Raw genomic sequence first — 15,431 nt, 5'->3', positions numbered from 1 at the left:
AAGAGCTGCCTTTTGCAGCTCTTTTTAATAATAAACAAAAATAAATCGTAGTTTTATTTTTTATTAAAGGCGATCGATCACAGCTTGTGTGAAATCTGTCGTACCGTGGCTTCCACCTAGATCACGTGTAGTTCTGTCACCAGTTTTGATCACATCAGCTACTGCATTACGGATACGGTCAGCTGTTTCACCCATTTCTAAGTATTCAAGCATTTGGATTGACGCTAAGATTACTGAAGTTGGGTTTGCAAGGTTTTTACCTGCAATGTCAGGTGCACTACCGTGAACTGCTTCAAAAATAGCAGCATTTTCACCAATGTTTGCACCAGGTGCCATCCCAAGGCCACCAACTAAACCAGCGCATAGGTCTGATAAGATGTCGCCAAATAAGTTAGTTGTTACGATTACATCGAATTCTTCCGGTGTCATAACAAGTTTCATACACGTCGCATCAACAATCATTTCTGCTGATTCGATATCTGGATAACGCTCACCGACTTCACGTGCAACTTTAAGGAATAAGCCTGAAGTTGATTTCAAGATATTCGCTTTGTGAACAGCAGTTACTTTCTTACGGCCTTCGCGACGTGCTAACTCGTATGCAAATGTTACAATTTTCTCTGCACCATCACGTGTGATTTTTGACATTGCTTCTGCTTCATTACCATCTTCAGAAACAACCTGACCAAGACCAGAGTACATGCCCTGTGTGTTTTCACGAATAGTAATAATATCAATGTCGTCGTAACGCGCTTTTGTGCCTGCAAAAGATTTTACCGGGCGAACGTTAGCGTATAAGCCAAATTGCTTACGTAGTGTTACATTGATTGAAGTGAAACCTTCACCAACAGGTGTAGTTAATGGGCCTTTTAAAGTGATCTTATTTTTTTCGATTACTTCTAGTGTTTCTTTAGGTAGAAGCTCACCTGTTTTTTCTAGTGCAGTTAAACCTGCATCAACAAATTCATAATCAAAATCACAGCCTGCAGCGTTTAAGATCTCAATTGCTGAATCAATAATGCTTGGACCGATACCATCGCCCTTGATCACAGTGATAGTTTGCTTTGCCATTATGGTTTCCTTTATCAATATATTTTTCACACCTAGCCACTTGGGCACTAAATACAGAGTGTAGTAAACAAAGAAGGAAGGTGTGTGTTCGCTTGAAAAATTAAGCGCGTTTTATAACAATTTATGCAGTCTTATGCCAGCAAGTAATGAAAAATAGGCATAATCACTGTTTATGTTTGTCATTGATAATATTTATAGAATAAATATCACTCAATGACACAATGTGGTGATAGGTCTAGCAGAGCGGCTTTGAACACATCAATATTTTCCCACTCGAAGTGTTTAAGCACATCCGTTGTGGTTTGCTTTTGCCATGGTGTTCCTAAATCAATATCGAATAGTGTTGTCATTGCCAAATACTTAATAGCAACAAATTCTTTGTCGACGTCATTCAACTGACTTTTCGTCTTTGTTTCAGTATTTAACAGTGCGCGATGTGAAAATGACTCAGAAAAGTAATTGCTCACATATTCTATTAATGAATCATGCTGGTAATCCTTTAGCCCAAATAATTGTGCAATTGAAAGTGGTTTACTCGAAAATTCATCCTCGTCTATTTTAATAAAACGCATCATTTTCTCAGGGTGCTGATGAAGTAAGAAGTAAATAAAAGAGGCGAAAGGGCAGAGGTAAAATTCAAACTTTTCGCTGTGTTTTTTACTTATTAACAAGGTGATAACTTTATTAATATGCGCGTATTTATTGATAATATCAGACGCAAATGGGTGACTAATATTTGCAATCATGGTTTCTAGTAATACACGCTGACAAAGTAAAGCTGCTGTATCTAACCCCACCATTGTTAAACTATGCCTCAAACTCCCCGCTTTTTGTCCTTGACGATTATATTGCTTAGCTGCAGTTCTAAGTGCTTGCTCTATATGTTCAAAATTAGTAACTACTTTTTCTAGTTGTTTAAAGTCAGGGTATTTAGTGTTTCCGAGCTTTGCAATAGACTCAAGGTTTTCACTATCGTCTAAAGCTTTGACTTCGGTTTCTGGTAACTGTTCATTAAACCAGATTTTATAAAGTAGAATTGGATCACTGATAATTTGACTTCGGTAATCACCAAAGATGGGCTGAGACGTTCTGATGATCCTTCTGGCTTTATTTTCTATCATTAACGCAAGGTAATGAATATTGCCATTTTTTGCTAAAACAATACATTGCTCATTCTTATAAGACACTGACAGTCCAGAGGGGTGGGCAACAAGTTGTCCACTTAATTCACATAATGCATTCTGTGCGAATTCGTTATAACAGCTTAAATAAAGTGATTTTATCGCTTGATTAAGGCTAAACGTTTTTACTCTTGGTCTAGGTGTAATTGCTTTGGCAATGCGCATAGCGATTGCGACGATAATGCTGGGATTATCATAAAGGGGTATTGCATTAATACCCGTAATGGCTGAAGCATATTTATCCAAACGCGCGAGAATTCTTTGTACTTGTCCAGTGGGCACATTGCCTTTATTCAGCATTTTCACAGCGAGTGCATGTCGATTTTGAACTAACCTTTGAGCTTGTTCTGTTAGGTGTTGCCCTGCAGCAAGCTTATTAGTTTCATTTGATGTGCATATTTGGTCAGATATAGCAGCGATTACTAATGATTCTGTGATTTCTTTATTAAACTTTAATGCGTAACAGATTGCAGTAACAAGTATGCATTGATTTACAACTAGGTTAGTTGTGTATCCTTGATGTTTTGCGTAAAAGTGAAGGTGGGCATGTAATGCGCCAGGTTGCTGACTGTAACACTGAACAAACCTTTCAGCTAGTTGCGTAATACTTGGATAGATAATAGGCCATTTTTCTTTGTTGTAGTAAAGCCTTAGAACTTGATGTGAATGCTCGAAAAGTTTTTTTAATTGTGTAGGAGATGCTTTCACGGTGGCACTATTCTCCACTTATTTTTGTATATTCAAGAGTTGCATTATCACCCCAAACTAGCAAAATACCATTTTTAAATAACAGGCCTGTACATTCGTCTTGAGTTGTAATGCCATCAGATTTAACAAGTTGTGTTCTATAGTAAACTATTTGAAAAACATCATCTTGTTGCTTAGACACATAGGTCAAGTCCGGGCTACCAAGTGTTTCAAGTACTTCCTCCAAAGGCATTACTTCAGATTCATCAAGTTTTGAAATAAAACGGTTATTGAATGCCTCTCTATCTTGCCAGATCATAGCTTGAGGGTCATCTTTATAGAAATTGATCACTAGCATGACAATACTTGCATAAACAGCAAGGCCTAAAATTATGTATTGCAGTACTTTTTTGATCATGACAAGTCCAAGAATTAAGTCAAAGTCAGTATATCAAAGTCTTCAAGAGTTAAAACTTTCTTAGACAATTAACGGGTAACTCTCAAGTCTTGTAGATTAAACCCTAAATGTATATCTGTTCTTAATGAAACCAAGTTCTTACTAGTAATAAAATCGTCTACACCAGAGTGGATCTTTTGCTTTTCAGCGGGTTTTAGCGATTCGTAAGCTAAAATATTTTCAAAATCATCACATTGGTTTAATAATCTTTGTGCTGTTTTTAAACCAATTCCAGCTATACCTGGTACATCGTTTGTTTTATCACCTGCCATAGCCCAAAGTTCAGTAAGTTGATGCTTTTCGACTTTGAATTTATCTCTTATCTGCTGTGCATCAATCCAGGTTTTCTTAAAATAATCATATATTCTAATGCTTGGGGTAAGGTGAGGGAAAAAGCCTTTATCTGTTGAGGCTATCACCACATTTACGTTTGCAGCAGCTGCCTTAGTTGCAAGGGTTGCAATGATATCGTCAGCCTCATCGTGATCTGGTCTATAAACGGGTATGCCAGTTTGTTCAAATGCCTTTTCAATAGTCTTCATGTTTCTAGACAAGATTTCAGGCATAGGTTTTCTTGTGACTTTATATTTGTGATAGTAATGATACCTCCAACTTCCATCACCATCGAACACAGCTATAGCATGAGTTGCTGAAGTAAGATTTAGTAACTTATTAACGGCTGAAGAAACCCGTTGAGCGGTATTATTTACAGCGGTAATATCTTCTTGGTTTGGTTCAATTGCAAAAATGCGCCGAACGAGGTTCAGCGCATCGATTAGTACTAAGGTTCTACTCATTTATTCACTACATAACAAGGCGTATATTTACTGCCAGGTAACTTCATACGGCCTTGCTCTACAAATGCTTGTAATAGGGTGTCCATTTTTTCCATTAACGATGTTTCACCATGAAGCTGGTAAGGTCCATGCTTTTTGATTTCTCTAATGCCTTCATCCTTAACATTACCAGCTACTATACCTGAAAATGCTCTGCGCAAATCAGCTGCAAGAAGCTCTTTATTCTGATTTAAGGATAAGTTCAAATTAGCCATGTTTTCATGAGTTGGATCAAATGGCATTTGGAAATGGTGCTCAATTTTTAGCGTCCAGTTAAAATAATAAGCATCGCCCTGAGATTTTCTATATTCCCTAACCTTAGGCATAGCTTGCTTGAGAGTGACCGCCACTTTTTGTGGATCGCCAACAATCACTTCAAATTTACTTAAAGCTTCTTCACCGAGCGTATCTTCAACAAATTGGCAGATTTCTTTGAAATAATCAGCTGATGACTCAGGACCTGTTAAAATAACGGGCAGGCATTGTTTTTGATTATCAGGGTGTAACAGTATGCCTAATAAATATAGAAGCTCTTCAGCTGTACCTGCACCACCAGGGAAAATGATAATGCCATGAGCTGTTCTGACAAATGCTTCTAAACGTTTTTCGATATCGGGTAATATAACGAGCTCATTAACGATAGGGTTAGGGGGCTCTGCGGCGATAATACTCGGTTCAGTTAGGCCTAAATAACGGTTACTAGTAATACGTTGTTTTGCATGACCAATGGTTGCGCCTTTCATAGGGCCTTTCATTGCCCCTGGTCCACAGCCGGTACAAATATTTAGCCCGCGTAAGCCTAGTTCATATCCGACTTCTTTTGTGTATTTATACTCGATTTCACTGATTGAATGACCGCCCCAACAAACAATCATATTTGGATCTGTATTAACAGGTAACGCAGAAGCATTCCTGAGCATATCAAAGACCATATGAGTAATTTGTTGCTCGTCTTCAGTTGGCTCATGGCGTTGATAAATAAATAACAAATCACGGATTACAGAAAATATATGCTCGTGAATACCTGTGATTATTTTTCCATCTACAAAGGCAGTTTCGGGGGGGTTGTCTAACTCAATTTTTATACCGCGCTCTCTAGCGATGAGTTTTACATCAAAATCTTGGTATTTGTCGTAGATTTCGCTGCTAGAATCAGTATGACTTCCTACGTTTAATACTGCTAATACGCAGTTTCTAAAAAGTTTATACCTTTCTGTACTTGAAGAGGCTTGTAAAAGGTCGACTTCAAGCTTTGAAAGTAAATTAAGTACGCCAGTTGGATTTAGTTGGACTTGCATAGGCATTCTCCTTGTTATTTACGAATGCAAAGGCGATCTCTACCACTGTTTTTTGCTTCGTAAAGTGCATCATCAGCTCTATCAAAAGCTGCCAAAGGTGTATCACCTTTTTTAAATTGCGTCGCTCCTAAAGACACAGTTATTTGTACTTGCTTATCTTTAAACTTAAATGGAATTGCTTTAATGGTATTCCTAATCTTTTCTAATGGCGCTTTGGCATGAGTTAAAGGCATACCTGGCATTAATAAAACAAACTCTTCACCACCATAGCGGGCAATAAAATCAGATTTACGTATTGCTTTCTTTAAAGCTCTAGCGATTACTTGTAGTGTTTTATCGCCAGCACTATGACCATATTGATCATTGATAGATTTAAAGAAATCGACATCTATAACAACCAAAGTCGTTTCATTACCGTGCTGTTCGAACATGTGAAACTCTTGATTAAATCTATCGTCAAACGCTGCACGGTTAGGTAGTTTTGTTAAGCCGTCTAGTAAGCTTTTAAATTGCTGTTCTGAAAGCTTTTTCTTATAAGTATTAACTTTAGTCTCTAAAACATTGATGCGAGAATTAATTTGCTCAAAACTGGCGAGTAAATCCGCTTTATCTTTTTGTTCTAATTCTTCTCGTTTGACTAAGTCTTTTCTCAAAAGCTTTAATTCACCGTCAACCAGTTCTTTTAAATCGGAAATAGATGTCGCTTTCTGCGTTTGTTCATTTAAAAGTTTGATCTTAGTCTCAATTTGTTTATTTAGACCTGAAAGCTCGGCACTCATATGCTTAGTCGAATTGGTCGTACTAAGAATAGAAGCATGAAGCTCTTCTAATGTTTGATTGAGTGAGACTAAAAAACCTTGAGCAGATTGACGCTCTCTGGCAATGCTGTTGGCAATTATCTCTATGATTGCAATAGCACAATCAAGTAATACATCGACTTCTGCAGACTGAGATAGTGTCGTTTTAATATCGATGACTTCTTTTGACACATCGTCTTCGAATGTAATTTCATTGGCTAAAGTTAATAACTCACTGGCCAATTCAGGCTTTTGCATTGTTTCTGTTTTTGCTGAAACGTCAGAGCTTGTTTTGACAGCTAACACTTTTTGATAAATACCAATGAGCTTCTCAAAAACAGGCAAAAATTCATAACTTACATTTACTTCAGTCAATTCGTGATCTAATAAGTTGCGAAGTTTTCGGCGAGTATCATCTGGGATACCTTTAAGCTTTTGCAGTTGTTTACCCGCGTCAGAAATACTGTTTGAAAGCTTTTGATGATTTTCAGCGTTGACAGATTCTTGATTTTTAAGGGATTGAGTAATGGTATTAATAAGAGGAGCTAAATCATCAAAGCTCACGCCTTTACTCAGCGCTTGTCTAAATTTAGCCAAAAGATTATCTAGAGCAACATCTTGACCTTTGCTACTCACTGCGAGCTTCGCCGCAAAATTACTTAGAGTCTGTATTTGATCTTTATGCGCATTCTCGAGCTCAGCTCGTGCTTTAACTGCTTGTTTTAGTTTTTTTTCTATTAGCGCATCTTTATTGGTCACAAATTTCGCCATCTATAAATTCATTAACACTTTAAGTTTACAACAATTATCTCATTTTTGAAGGCAATTTGTTTGTTACATATCACAACAAGCCTGATGATATGTAGTTTATCTCTTTTATTAAACTTTATAAGGGGAGTTTGTTAGTCTTTTCTTATACTTTTCTATGAATATTATAAATACCAGTATGAATAAAATTACACTCTCTCTTCTTGCTGCTTTTACAGCTCTTCCAGCATTTGCTGATGTGGAATATAAATTATCGATACATGAACCTGCGCATCATATTGGTGATGTTAAAGTAACTTTTCCGAAAACAGCTCAAGCGCACTTAGATGTACATCTTCCAGATTGGCGAACTGGTCGTTATGAAATTTTAGACCTTGCCAATGGTATTCGTTTTTTTGATGCAAAAAGTGAAAACGGTGAAGTTCTTCAATGGAAAAAGGTTGATAAAAATACATGGCGCGTACATTTAAATGAGCCAACAGAAGTCAATATTTCTTACCAAGTCTATGCGAATCAATTGGGTATGCGTTCGCGCCATATTGATGATAGCCACGCATTTATTGATGCATCAGGCTTTTTTATGTTCAGTGATTCATTTAGGCAAGAGCCAGTAACTGTAGACCTAGATGTGCCAAAAGGGTGGCGTTCAGTCTCAGGGATGGATTTCGCTGATGACAAGCATAGTTTTAAAGCGGACAACTACGATATTTTATTAGATTCTCCTATTGAAACAGGTATTAACGACTTATATAAATTTGAAGTGGATGGTCGTAAATATGAACTCGTTATTTGGGGCGAGGGTAATTACGATGTTGAATTAATGCTTTCCGACCTTAAAAAGCTTGTTAAAACAGGCAGCTTAATTTGGCATGATTATCCGTATGAACGCTATGTATTTATGGTACATGCGACTAGCGGTGCTCGTGGTGCGACAGAGCATTTAAATTCGACCATTATCCAAAGACACCGAGACTCGTTTGCTAAACGTGATGACTACATCGGCTTTATCGCAACGGCTGCGCACGAATTTATCCATACGTGGAATGTAAAAAACTACCGTCCAGCAGGCCTAGTGCCATACGATTACATTGCACCTAATTATTCTGATTTGTTGTGGTTGTCTGAAGGTTCAACCAGTTATTTAGAAAATTACTTACTATTGAGTGCAGGCATAACAACCAGTGAAGAGTTTTATAAAGATCTGAATAAAACCATTTCGCGTCACTTAAAAACACCGGGTAGAGAAGTGCAGTCAGCTGCTGAAACCAGTTTTGATAAGTGGATTAACGCTGGTGGCGATCATGGCCGTAACTTCAGTACCAATATTTACTCAGAAGGGTCATTAGTTTCACTAGCACTTGATATTGACTTACTAGACAAGAGTGAAGGTAAAGTAAGTTACAGAGATGTGCATTCAGAGCTATATAAACAGTTTAAATTACCTAAAAGCTTTAATAGCCAAGATGTTCAGAATATTTTAAAGCAAATATCTGGTCGTGATTATTCAACGTGGTGGAAAGAGAATGTTGAATCACCGCTTAGTATTGACTTTGATGCACTCCTTGCAATTGTCGGCTTAGAATATACACGTCCGGACAATAGCAAAGCTGTTGCTGGTTTGGATGTGATGGCAAAGTCTAATGGTGAGCTACTTATTTTAAATCATGTAGCGAGAGAAAGCTCTGCATGGCAGGGAGGTTTAACCGCCGGTGATAAATTGGTAGCTTTAGATGGACGCCAAGTACGTAAATCATTAAAAGAGACGTTGGCTTTGTTTGAGCCAGAGCAAGAGGTTACTGCAAGCTTTATTAGACGTCATCAACTTATGACGACAAAAGTAAAGCTTACTTCTGACTTTGATAAACCTAAAAAAGTGAAAGCAGTTAAAGCACCGACTGAACGTCAGGCTAAATTGTATAAAGCTTGGACGGGTGTAGAACATCCAAATGCGATTTATACCAATCCTCAATAATACTTAATCATTTAGAGGGACTAAAACTGACGTTAGCTTCGTTGAAAATTTCTTATTTAGAACAACTAAATAGCAAAATTTTCGCCTTGCTACCGACAAGTTTTATTTGCCTCAAAATAGATCACTTAATTAAGAGGATTGGTATTAATTTTTTCTTTTTAAAGTAATAAAAAAGCCCAAGTGATTATAATCACTTGGGCTTTATATTTTTCGATGAATTAATTAACCAGAGCTCAGGTTAATTATTTATGTCGCTGCTCAAGCGTATCAATCACATCTTTTAAGTTTAACTCGCTACGTTGCAATAAAACGGTAAGGTGATAAAGCAAGTCAGCTGACTCATTAAGTAGTTCTTCATTGTCTTTTTTCATGGCGGCTAGTGCGACTTCTACACCTTCTTCGCCCACTTTTTGGCAACTACGGCTTAAGTCTTTTGCAAACAGTGACGCTGTATAACTTGATGCTGGATCTGCATCTTTACGTTCAACAATCACATTCTCAAGCTCAGCTAAAAAAGCTAAGTGAGGTTTTGCATCTCCAAAGCAACTTGTTGTGCCCAAGTGGCAGGTTGGGCCTTTCGGGTTTGCAAGCACTAAGATCGAGTCAAAGTCACAATCTGTGTGTGCTGACACAAGCTCTAAATAGTTTTCTGAGGTTTCACCTTTAGTCCATAAACGCTGTTTAGAGCGAGAATAAAAGGTGACTAGACCTTTATCAAAAGTCATTTCAATGGCCGCTTGGTCCATAAAACCTTGCATCAGAATTTGCCCAGTTGCTGCATCTTGAATGATCGCAGGCAGCATATCGGACTTTTTAAAATCAAGTTTTGATAAGTTTTCTTTGGTTAGTTGCATAATCTCGCTGCGACCCCATTGTTTGTTAGGAATTGTTTAAGTTCGTTTATGTCTATGACGTTTTTGTGGAATACGCTTGCTGCAAGAGCACCGTCAACTTGGCTTTGCTCAAATACATCTACAAAGTCTTGCATGGTACCTGCACCGCCAGATGCGATAAGCGGCACGTCACAAATCGCTCTTATTTCAGATAGTTGTTTATTGTCGTAGCCTTTGCGTACACCGTCTTGGTTCATGCAGTTTAAAACAATTTCACCTGCGCCTAAATCTTGCACACGTTTAACCCATTCTTGTGTTTTATAACGGGTTCTTGATGACGCATTCGGATCGCCAGTGAGCTGATAAACAAGATATTGATCTGTTTCAGCGTCATAAAAGCTGTCGATACCCACGACCACGCATTGTTTACCAAATTCATCGTGTAATTCTTTAATAAGTTCTGGTCTGTGTATTGCAGGGCTGTTGATACTGATTTTATCAGCACCACTTTCAAGTACTTTAGCGGCATCTTCAACAGACTTAATGCCACCAGCAACACAAAACGGAATATCGATGTGACGGGCGATTTGCTCTACCCAAGTGACATCTAATAAACGTTTTTCTACACTGGCAGAAATTTCATAGAACACCAGCTCATCAGCACCGGCTTTACTGTAAAGCTCAGCGAGTTCTAGAATGTCACCGACAACTTCGTGACCTTTAAACTTAACGCCTTTTACTACTTGACCATTTTTTACATCAAGGCAAGGAATTATGCGTTTTGATAACATGCAAGTGCCTCCTCAACTGTAAAAGCACCATCAAGAATTGATTTACCTAATATGACACCGCCTACACCAATTTCAGCGAGTCGCTTAATGTCGTCTAATGAACTTACCCCACCAGAGGCTTGTACTTTTATGCTGTTATTATGAGCAACGATTTCTTCATACAAGGCAAAAGAGGGGCCTGTCATTGTGCCGTCTTTACTGATGTCCGTGCATAAAAAATCAACAACTCCTAATTCCACATAAAAGTCGAGCAGGGTGAATAGATCTTTGTCGGCATCGCTTAACCAACCGTGTGTAGCAGGCGCCCAACCAGATTCTGTTTTGTTCACATCCAGTGCAATGACAAATTTTTCAGGGCCAAACTCTTTGATCCACTCTGCAACTTGCGTTTGTTGATCTACTGCCATTGACCCAATAACAACTTGAGCCGCACCAGCTTCAATCCATTGTTTTACATCTTCATAGCTGCGTATGCCACCACCGACCTGGTAAGGGACGTTTAATGCTTTTGTTGCTGCTTGAATTTGTTGCCACTGTTTCTTTTGCGGATCACGAGCGCCTTCTAAATCTACTAAATGTAATTTTTCTGCGCCTGAGTTCTGATAGGCAAGCAGACGTTCACCTAATTCAAATGGATAGAACTGGGCTGTGTCGTATTTACCTTGGTAGAGGCGAACAATTTGATTTTGTAGTACATCTAAAGCTGGAATTATCATGTTAACCTCTGCCTATACATTCCAATTTAAAAAGTTTGTTAAAAGCTTAGCGCCGACTTGTGCACTTTTTTCAGGGTGAAATTGCATCCCTGCGTAGTTGTCTTTACAGACGATGGCAGAAAAGGTTTGACCATATTCGCCAGATGCTAAGGTGAAGTCATTCACACTGTGTGCAAAGCTATGCACAAAGTAAACTTGATCTTGTGCAGTGAGTCCCTGCGTAAGCGCGTGAGGTTTTTCAATTACAAGATTATTCCAGCCCATGTGCGGTGCAGTTAAATTGCCTACTTCGAGCTCAGTTACAGCGCCCGGAATTTTTTCTAAGCAGTTAACGTCACCTTCAGAGGTTTTCTCACATAAAAGCTGCATACCTAAACATATGCCCATCAAGGGCTTTTGATATTCATCGATGGCTTGCTGCCAACCATTATCCAGCAAACGTTTCATGGCAACAGACGCATGGCCAACGCCTGGAAGTATTGCTCTGTCAAATTGTGCTAGTTGTTCAGGGGCTGTAATAATTTCAGGATTAGCCCCTAGACGGTCAAATGCAAAACGCACAGAGTTAATATTGGCACAGCCAGTGTTTATAATGGCTATCATAAACACCCCTTAGAGCTTGCCGTTAATTGGCTCGCATCTTTTTGGATTGCCACACGTAAAGCTCTTGAAAAAGCTTTAAATAAACCTTCTACCTGGTGGTGACAATTGCCCTCTGATACAGACAAGATCAAACTCACAGCAGCATTATCAGAGAACGACTTAAAGAAGTGCTCAACCATTTGTACATCTAAATCTCCAACTTTTTCACGAGAGAAATCGGCATTGAGCACAAATGAGGCGCGGCCTGATAAGTCAATCTGACATTCAGCTTTACATTCATCCATTGGCAGCGCAAAACCATAACGGTTAATTTGCGTTTTAGTACCAAGAGCTTGTTTTACAACTTGGCCAAGCGCGATACCGATGTCTTCAACCAAGTGGTGCTCGTCGATGTGTAAGTCGCCAGAGGCTTTAATATTAAGGTAGATATTGGCGTGGGTTCTTATTTGATCCAACATGTGATCAAAGAAACCTAACCCTGTAGAAATTTCTCCGCTTACGCCTCGGTCAAGATTTACTGCAACATCAATTTGTGTTTCTTTGGTGTTGCGCGTTACCGATGCTTCACGATTCTGTGTGGTTAATTGAGTAACAATTTGCGGCCAGTCACCTTCGTAAAGAATACCTTGAATACACAAGTTATCAGCAAGGCCTAAATCAGTTTGACGGTCGCCAATGACATAAGACTTAGCAAGATCGACCTTCCCTGAACGCATTAATTCTGTAAGCAAGCCTGTTTTCGGTTTTCGACAATTACAGTTGTCTTCATCGAAGTGCGGGCAGATCAAAACGTCATCAAACTTGATCCCTTGTGATGAAAAAATTTCCATCATCTTGTCTTGTGCAATATCGAAGTCAGCCGTTGGGAAGCTATCAGTGCCTAAGCCATCTTGGTTTGACACCATCACTAAGCGGTAACCTACAGCTTGAAGTTGTAATAGCGCAGGAATAACATTTGGCAGTAGTACTAGCTTTTCTAGGCTGTCGACTTGTTTATCCGTGATTGGCTCATCAATTAATGTGCCGTCTCGGTCGATAAATAGATATGGTTGACTCATTTTTATTCCTTACTACTTAGAGGCCATTAAGCCAGTCGGTGACTTGTTGTAATTCTTGCTCTGTGCCGATCGAAATTCTGATCCAATCATCTTGGTCGAATAATACAAATGGGCGCATTATCAAACCAGATTGCATGGCAACATCAATGGTTGCTTTGTCTTTTAAACGGATAGTGACAAAGTTTGCATAGCTGTCTAAAACAGTGATTACTTGTTTATTGTTTTTAAGTGCTATTGAAAGCTCAGCTTTCGCTGCGTTTAAAATTTGCACTTGGCGTTTTACTTGAGTGATGGCATCTTTACTTAATGCTTGTGCTGCAATCGCAGCAACCACAGTCGAAACTGGGTAAGGTGCTATGACCTTTCTAACGATATTCAATAGATCGCTGTTAGAAAGCATGAAGCCCGTTCTTAGACCTGCTAAAGCAAAAGCCTTAGAAAGAGTTCTTAAGACAACAATATTATTGAAATCTTGTAACAGACTCACAGAAGAATATGCTTCACAAAATTCAATATAGGCTTCATCTACAACAACAATAGCCTTACCAGACAATTCATCCGCGATTTCAGCAATTTTCTCTACAGGTAAAATTGCGCCGGTCGGATTATTTGGATTACAAATAAAAACCAGTTTTGATTGCGCACACGCTTCGCTAATTGCGGCTTTATCGTCATTAATGAGTTGCTCTTGGCTCAATACATTTAATGCGACATTGTGTGTATCAGCCGTGACTTTATACATGCCGTAAGTTGGTGCAAAAATGCTGATTGAATCTTTTCCCGGCTCGCAGAAAGTTCTAACTAACAGCTCAATTCCTTCGTCAGCACCGCGTGTCATTAATACATTTTCTTCGCTTACACCTGCATAATCAGCGTATGCCTCAATCACTGCTTGCGGTTGTGGATCAGGATAACGATTCAAGTTATCTAGACTTACGTCAAAAGTTTTAGCATATGGGCTTTCATTGGCATTTAACCAAGTTGAGCCCGTTAGTTTCATGCTTTTAGCTGAGCTATACGCTTTTAGCTCATTGATGTTCTTTGGTAACAGCGTGGTGATCACATCACTCATTTACAAGTTCTCCAAACGCACTTTAACGGCATTGGCGTGTGCGTCTAATCCTTCTGCATCAGCAAGCGGCAAAATCGCTTTGCTTAAATTGACTAAACCCGAAGGGGTAATACTTTGCACAGTATATGTTCTATAGAAGTCCATTAAATTAAGACTTGAGTAGACTTTACTGTAGCCATAAGTTGGTAATACGTGATTTGTGCCAGAGGCATAGTCCCCCGCAGATTCAGGCGTATAATCACCAACAAACACTGAGCCTGCATTTTTAACTAACCCGACATATTGGTCGGCTTGGTCAATTTGTAAAATAAGGTGTTCAGGACCATATTTGGCAGAAACGTCAAACGCCTGTGCCATGTCATCGACTAATATCAAGGCACTGTTCTCTAGCGCCTCACGTGCGATATCTACACGAGATAAAGTTTCAAGCTGAAGCTCAATTTGCTGCTTTGTCAGGGCAATGATTTCTTCAGAGTTACACACAAGTAGAACTTGAGAGTCTCGTCCGTGCTCTGCCTGAGAGAGTAAATCAGCGGCGATAAAAGCCGGGTTTGCGCGCTCATCTGCAATGACCATAACCTCAGAAGGACCTGCTGGCATATCAATCGCAAACCCAGGAACAGACTGACTAAGCAGTTGTTTTGCCATGGTCACATAACTATTACCAGGGCCGAATACTTTGTTTACCCTAGGGACTGACTCAGTGCCATAGGCCATAGCAGCGATAACACCCGCGCCACCACTTTCGATGATAGTGGTGATCCCGCAAAGTTTAGCTGCATATAAAATGGCAGGGTGGATGCGCTCATTACCATTTACAGGCGTTGCTAAAACCACAGTTGTTGCGCCTGATAGCTGTGCACACACGCCTTGCATTAAAACAGAAGAAGGCAGTGGCGCACTGCCACCAGGTACATAAAGACCGATAGCATCGATGGCTTCAAATTTTAATTCACACACAACGCCCGGTGCGGTTTCAATCTTTTTAGACATCGGTTGTTGCTGTTCGTGAAACGCTTTGATGTTGCTATAAGCTAAATCAATGGCTTGTTTTAAAGACGGTTCAAGCAAGTCTTCACTTTGTGCTATTTCTTCGCTCGGCACACGTAAACGAGGTTGTTCACGTTTGTCGAACTTTTTAGCAAACTCAAGTAATGCGTTGTCACCGTTTGCAATGACATCATTAATAATCGCTTGTGTTTGCTTCTCAATCGACTCACTGGCTGTAACTGCAGGTCTTTGTAAAATTGCAGCCTGTGCTGATTGAGAACCCTCATTCCACTTAAACACA

The 15,431-nt window shown here is 39.3% G+C and carries 14 protein-coding genes; 1 reads left to right on the top strand and 13 read right to left on the bottom strand.

Annotated features, from left to right (window positions below):
- Positions 1–63 precede the first annotated feature (63 nt).
- The 6 genes from ACXAC4_RS24170 to ACXAC4_RS24145 form a co-directional block, all read right to left on the bottom strand.
- On the bottom strand, positions 64–1,071 hold the full coding sequence (locus tag ACXAC4_RS24170) for an isocitrate dehydrogenase (protein WP_058032489.1): 1,008 nt from the start codon (positions 1,069–1,071) through the stop codon (positions 64–66).
- A gap of 206 nt (positions 1,072–1,277) precedes the next feature.
- Entirely contained in the window at positions 1,278–2,960 is a 1,683-nt protein-coding gene (locus ACXAC4_RS24165) for a hypothetical protein (RefSeq protein ID WP_475166619.1), read from the bottom strand.
- Between the two features lie 7 nt (positions 2,961–2,967).
- Positions 2,968–3,357: a DUF3192 domain-containing protein gene (locus tag ACXAC4_RS24160; protein WP_138479423.1), complete on the bottom strand. Its 390-nt coding sequence runs from the start codon at positions 3,355–3,357 to the stop codon at positions 2,968–2,970.
- Positions 3,358–3,425: 68 nt separating this feature from the next.
- Positions 3,426–4,193, bottom strand: coding sequence for a flap endonuclease Xni (gene xni, locus ACXAC4_RS24155; protein ID WP_475166615.1), 768 nt, complete (start codon positions 4,191–4,193; stop codon positions 3,426–3,428).
- Positions 4,190–5,530 (bottom strand): nucleotide 5'-monophosphate nucleosidase PpnN, encoded by a 1,341-nt coding sequence (gene ppnN, locus ACXAC4_RS24150; RefSeq protein ID WP_475166610.1) that lies wholly within the window; start codon positions 5,528–5,530, stop codon positions 4,190–4,192. Before ppnN ends, xni begins: the two co-directional genes overlap by 4 nt.
- Positions 5,531–5,544: 14 nt before the next feature.
- Complete coding sequence (locus ACXAC4_RS24145) at positions 5,545–7,086, bottom strand: GGDEF domain-containing protein (RefSeq protein WP_475167727.1); 1,542 nt, start codon at positions 7,084–7,086, stop codon at positions 5,545–5,547.
- Between the two features lie 187 nt (positions 7,087–7,273).
- On the opposite strand from ACXAC4_RS24145, the gene ACXAC4_RS24140 reads away from it, so the two are divergent.
- On the top strand, positions 7,274–9,067 hold the full coding sequence (locus tag ACXAC4_RS24140; protein WP_475166605.1) for a M61 family metallopeptidase: 1,794 nt from the start codon (positions 7,274–7,276) through the stop codon (positions 9,065–9,067).
- Between the two features lie 242 nt (positions 9,068–9,309).
- Here ACXAC4_RS24140 and hisIE read toward each other — a convergent pair whose 3' ends face one another.
- Genes hisIE through hisD form a run of 7 tightly spaced genes read right to left on the bottom strand, consistent with a single transcriptional unit; the run spans position 9,310 to position 15,430 of the window.
- On the bottom strand, positions 9,310–9,921 hold the full coding sequence (hisIE, locus tag ACXAC4_RS24135; protein WP_475166603.1) for a bifunctional phosphoribosyl-AMP cyclohydrolase/phosphoribosyl-ATP diphosphatase HisIE: 612 nt from the start codon (positions 9,919–9,921) through the stop codon (positions 9,310–9,312).
- A complete protein-coding gene (gene hisF, locus ACXAC4_RS24130; RefSeq protein WP_475166601.1) occupies positions 9,912–10,691 on the bottom strand; it encodes an imidazole glycerol phosphate synthase subunit HisF in 780 nt (259 codons plus the stop codon). The genes hisIE and hisF overlap by 10 nt, the downstream gene beginning before the upstream one ends.
- Positions 10,673–11,407: a 1-(5-phosphoribosyl)-5-[(5-phosphoribosylamino)methylideneamino] imidazole-4-carboxamide isomerase gene (locus ACXAC4_RS24125; protein WP_475166597.1), complete on the bottom strand. Its 735-nt coding sequence runs from the start codon at positions 11,405–11,407 to the stop codon at positions 10,673–10,675. The genes hisF and ACXAC4_RS24125 overlap by 19 nt, the downstream gene beginning before the upstream one ends.
- A gap of 12 nt (positions 11,408–11,419) precedes the next feature.
- Positions 11,420–12,010, bottom strand: coding sequence for an imidazole glycerol phosphate synthase subunit HisH (gene hisH / locus ACXAC4_RS24120; RefSeq protein ID WP_475166593.1), 591 nt, complete (start codon positions 12,008–12,010; stop codon positions 11,420–11,422).
- On the bottom strand, positions 12,007–13,068 hold the full coding sequence (gene hisB, locus ACXAC4_RS24115) for a bifunctional histidinol-phosphatase/imidazoleglycerol-phosphate dehydratase HisB (protein WP_475166588.1): 1,062 nt from the start codon (positions 13,066–13,068) through the stop codon (positions 12,007–12,009). Before hisB ends, hisH begins: the two co-directional genes overlap by 4 nt.
- Before the next feature lie 16 nt (positions 13,069–13,084).
- Positions 13,085–14,140 carry a histidinol-phosphate transaminase gene (gene hisC / locus ACXAC4_RS24110; protein ID WP_475166585.1) on the bottom strand — a complete coding sequence of 352 codons (1,056 nt, stop codon included), beginning with the start codon at positions 14,138–14,140 and terminating at the stop codon, positions 13,085–13,087.
- A complete protein-coding gene (gene hisD / locus ACXAC4_RS24105; RefSeq protein ID WP_475166581.1) occupies positions 14,141–15,430 on the bottom strand; it encodes a histidinol dehydrogenase in 1,290 nt (429 codons plus the stop codon). It abuts the gene before it with no gap.
- Between the last annotated feature and the right edge of the window lies 1 nt (position 15,431).

The organism is Pseudoalteromonas sp. AWM4_233 (genome assembly GCF_056158285.1).
The sequence above is the reverse complement of the archived record's forward strand: the minus strand, read 5'-3'. Positions and strand labels throughout refer to the sequence as shown.

Coding starts and splice junctions, on each gene's coding strand:
- hisC (WP_475166585.1), bottom strand. CDS start 14,140: ATGAGTGATGTGATCACCACGCTGTTACCAAAGAACATCAATGAGCTA.
- hisB (WP_475166588.1), bottom strand. CDS start 13,068: ATGAGTCAACCATATCTATTTATCGACCGAGACGGCACATTAATTGAT.
- hisH (WP_475166593.1), bottom strand. CDS start 12,010: ATGATAGCCATTATAAACACTGGCTGTGCCAATATTAACTCTGTGCGT.
- ACXAC4_RS24140 (WP_475166605.1), top strand. CDS start 7,274: ATGAATAAAATTACACTCTCTCTTCTTGCTGCTTTTACAGCTCTTCCA.
- hisF (WP_475166601.1), bottom strand. CDS start 10,691: ATGTTATCAAAACGCATAATTCCTTGCCTTGATGTAAAAAATGGTCAA.
- hisIE (WP_475166603.1), bottom strand. CDS start 9,921: ATGCAACTAACCAAAGAAAACTTATCAAAACTTGATTTTAAAAAGTCC.
- ppnN (WP_475166610.1), bottom strand. CDS start 5,530: ATGCAAGTCCAACTAAATCCAACTGGCGTACTTAATTTACTTTCAAAG.
- xni (WP_475166615.1), bottom strand. CDS start 4,193: ATGAGTAGAACCTTAGTACTAATCGATGCGCTGAACCTCGTTCGGCGC.
- ACXAC4_RS24125 (WP_475166597.1), bottom strand. CDS start 11,407: ATGATAATTCCAGCTTTAGATGTACTACAAAATCAAATTGTTCGCCTC.
- ACXAC4_RS24170 (WP_058032489.1), bottom strand. CDS start 1,071: ATGGCAAAGCAAACTATCACTGTGATCAAGGGCGATGGTATCGGTCCA.
- ACXAC4_RS24160 (WP_138479423.1), bottom strand. CDS start 3,357: ATGATCAAAAAAGTACTGCAATACATAATTTTAGGCCTTGCTGTTTAT.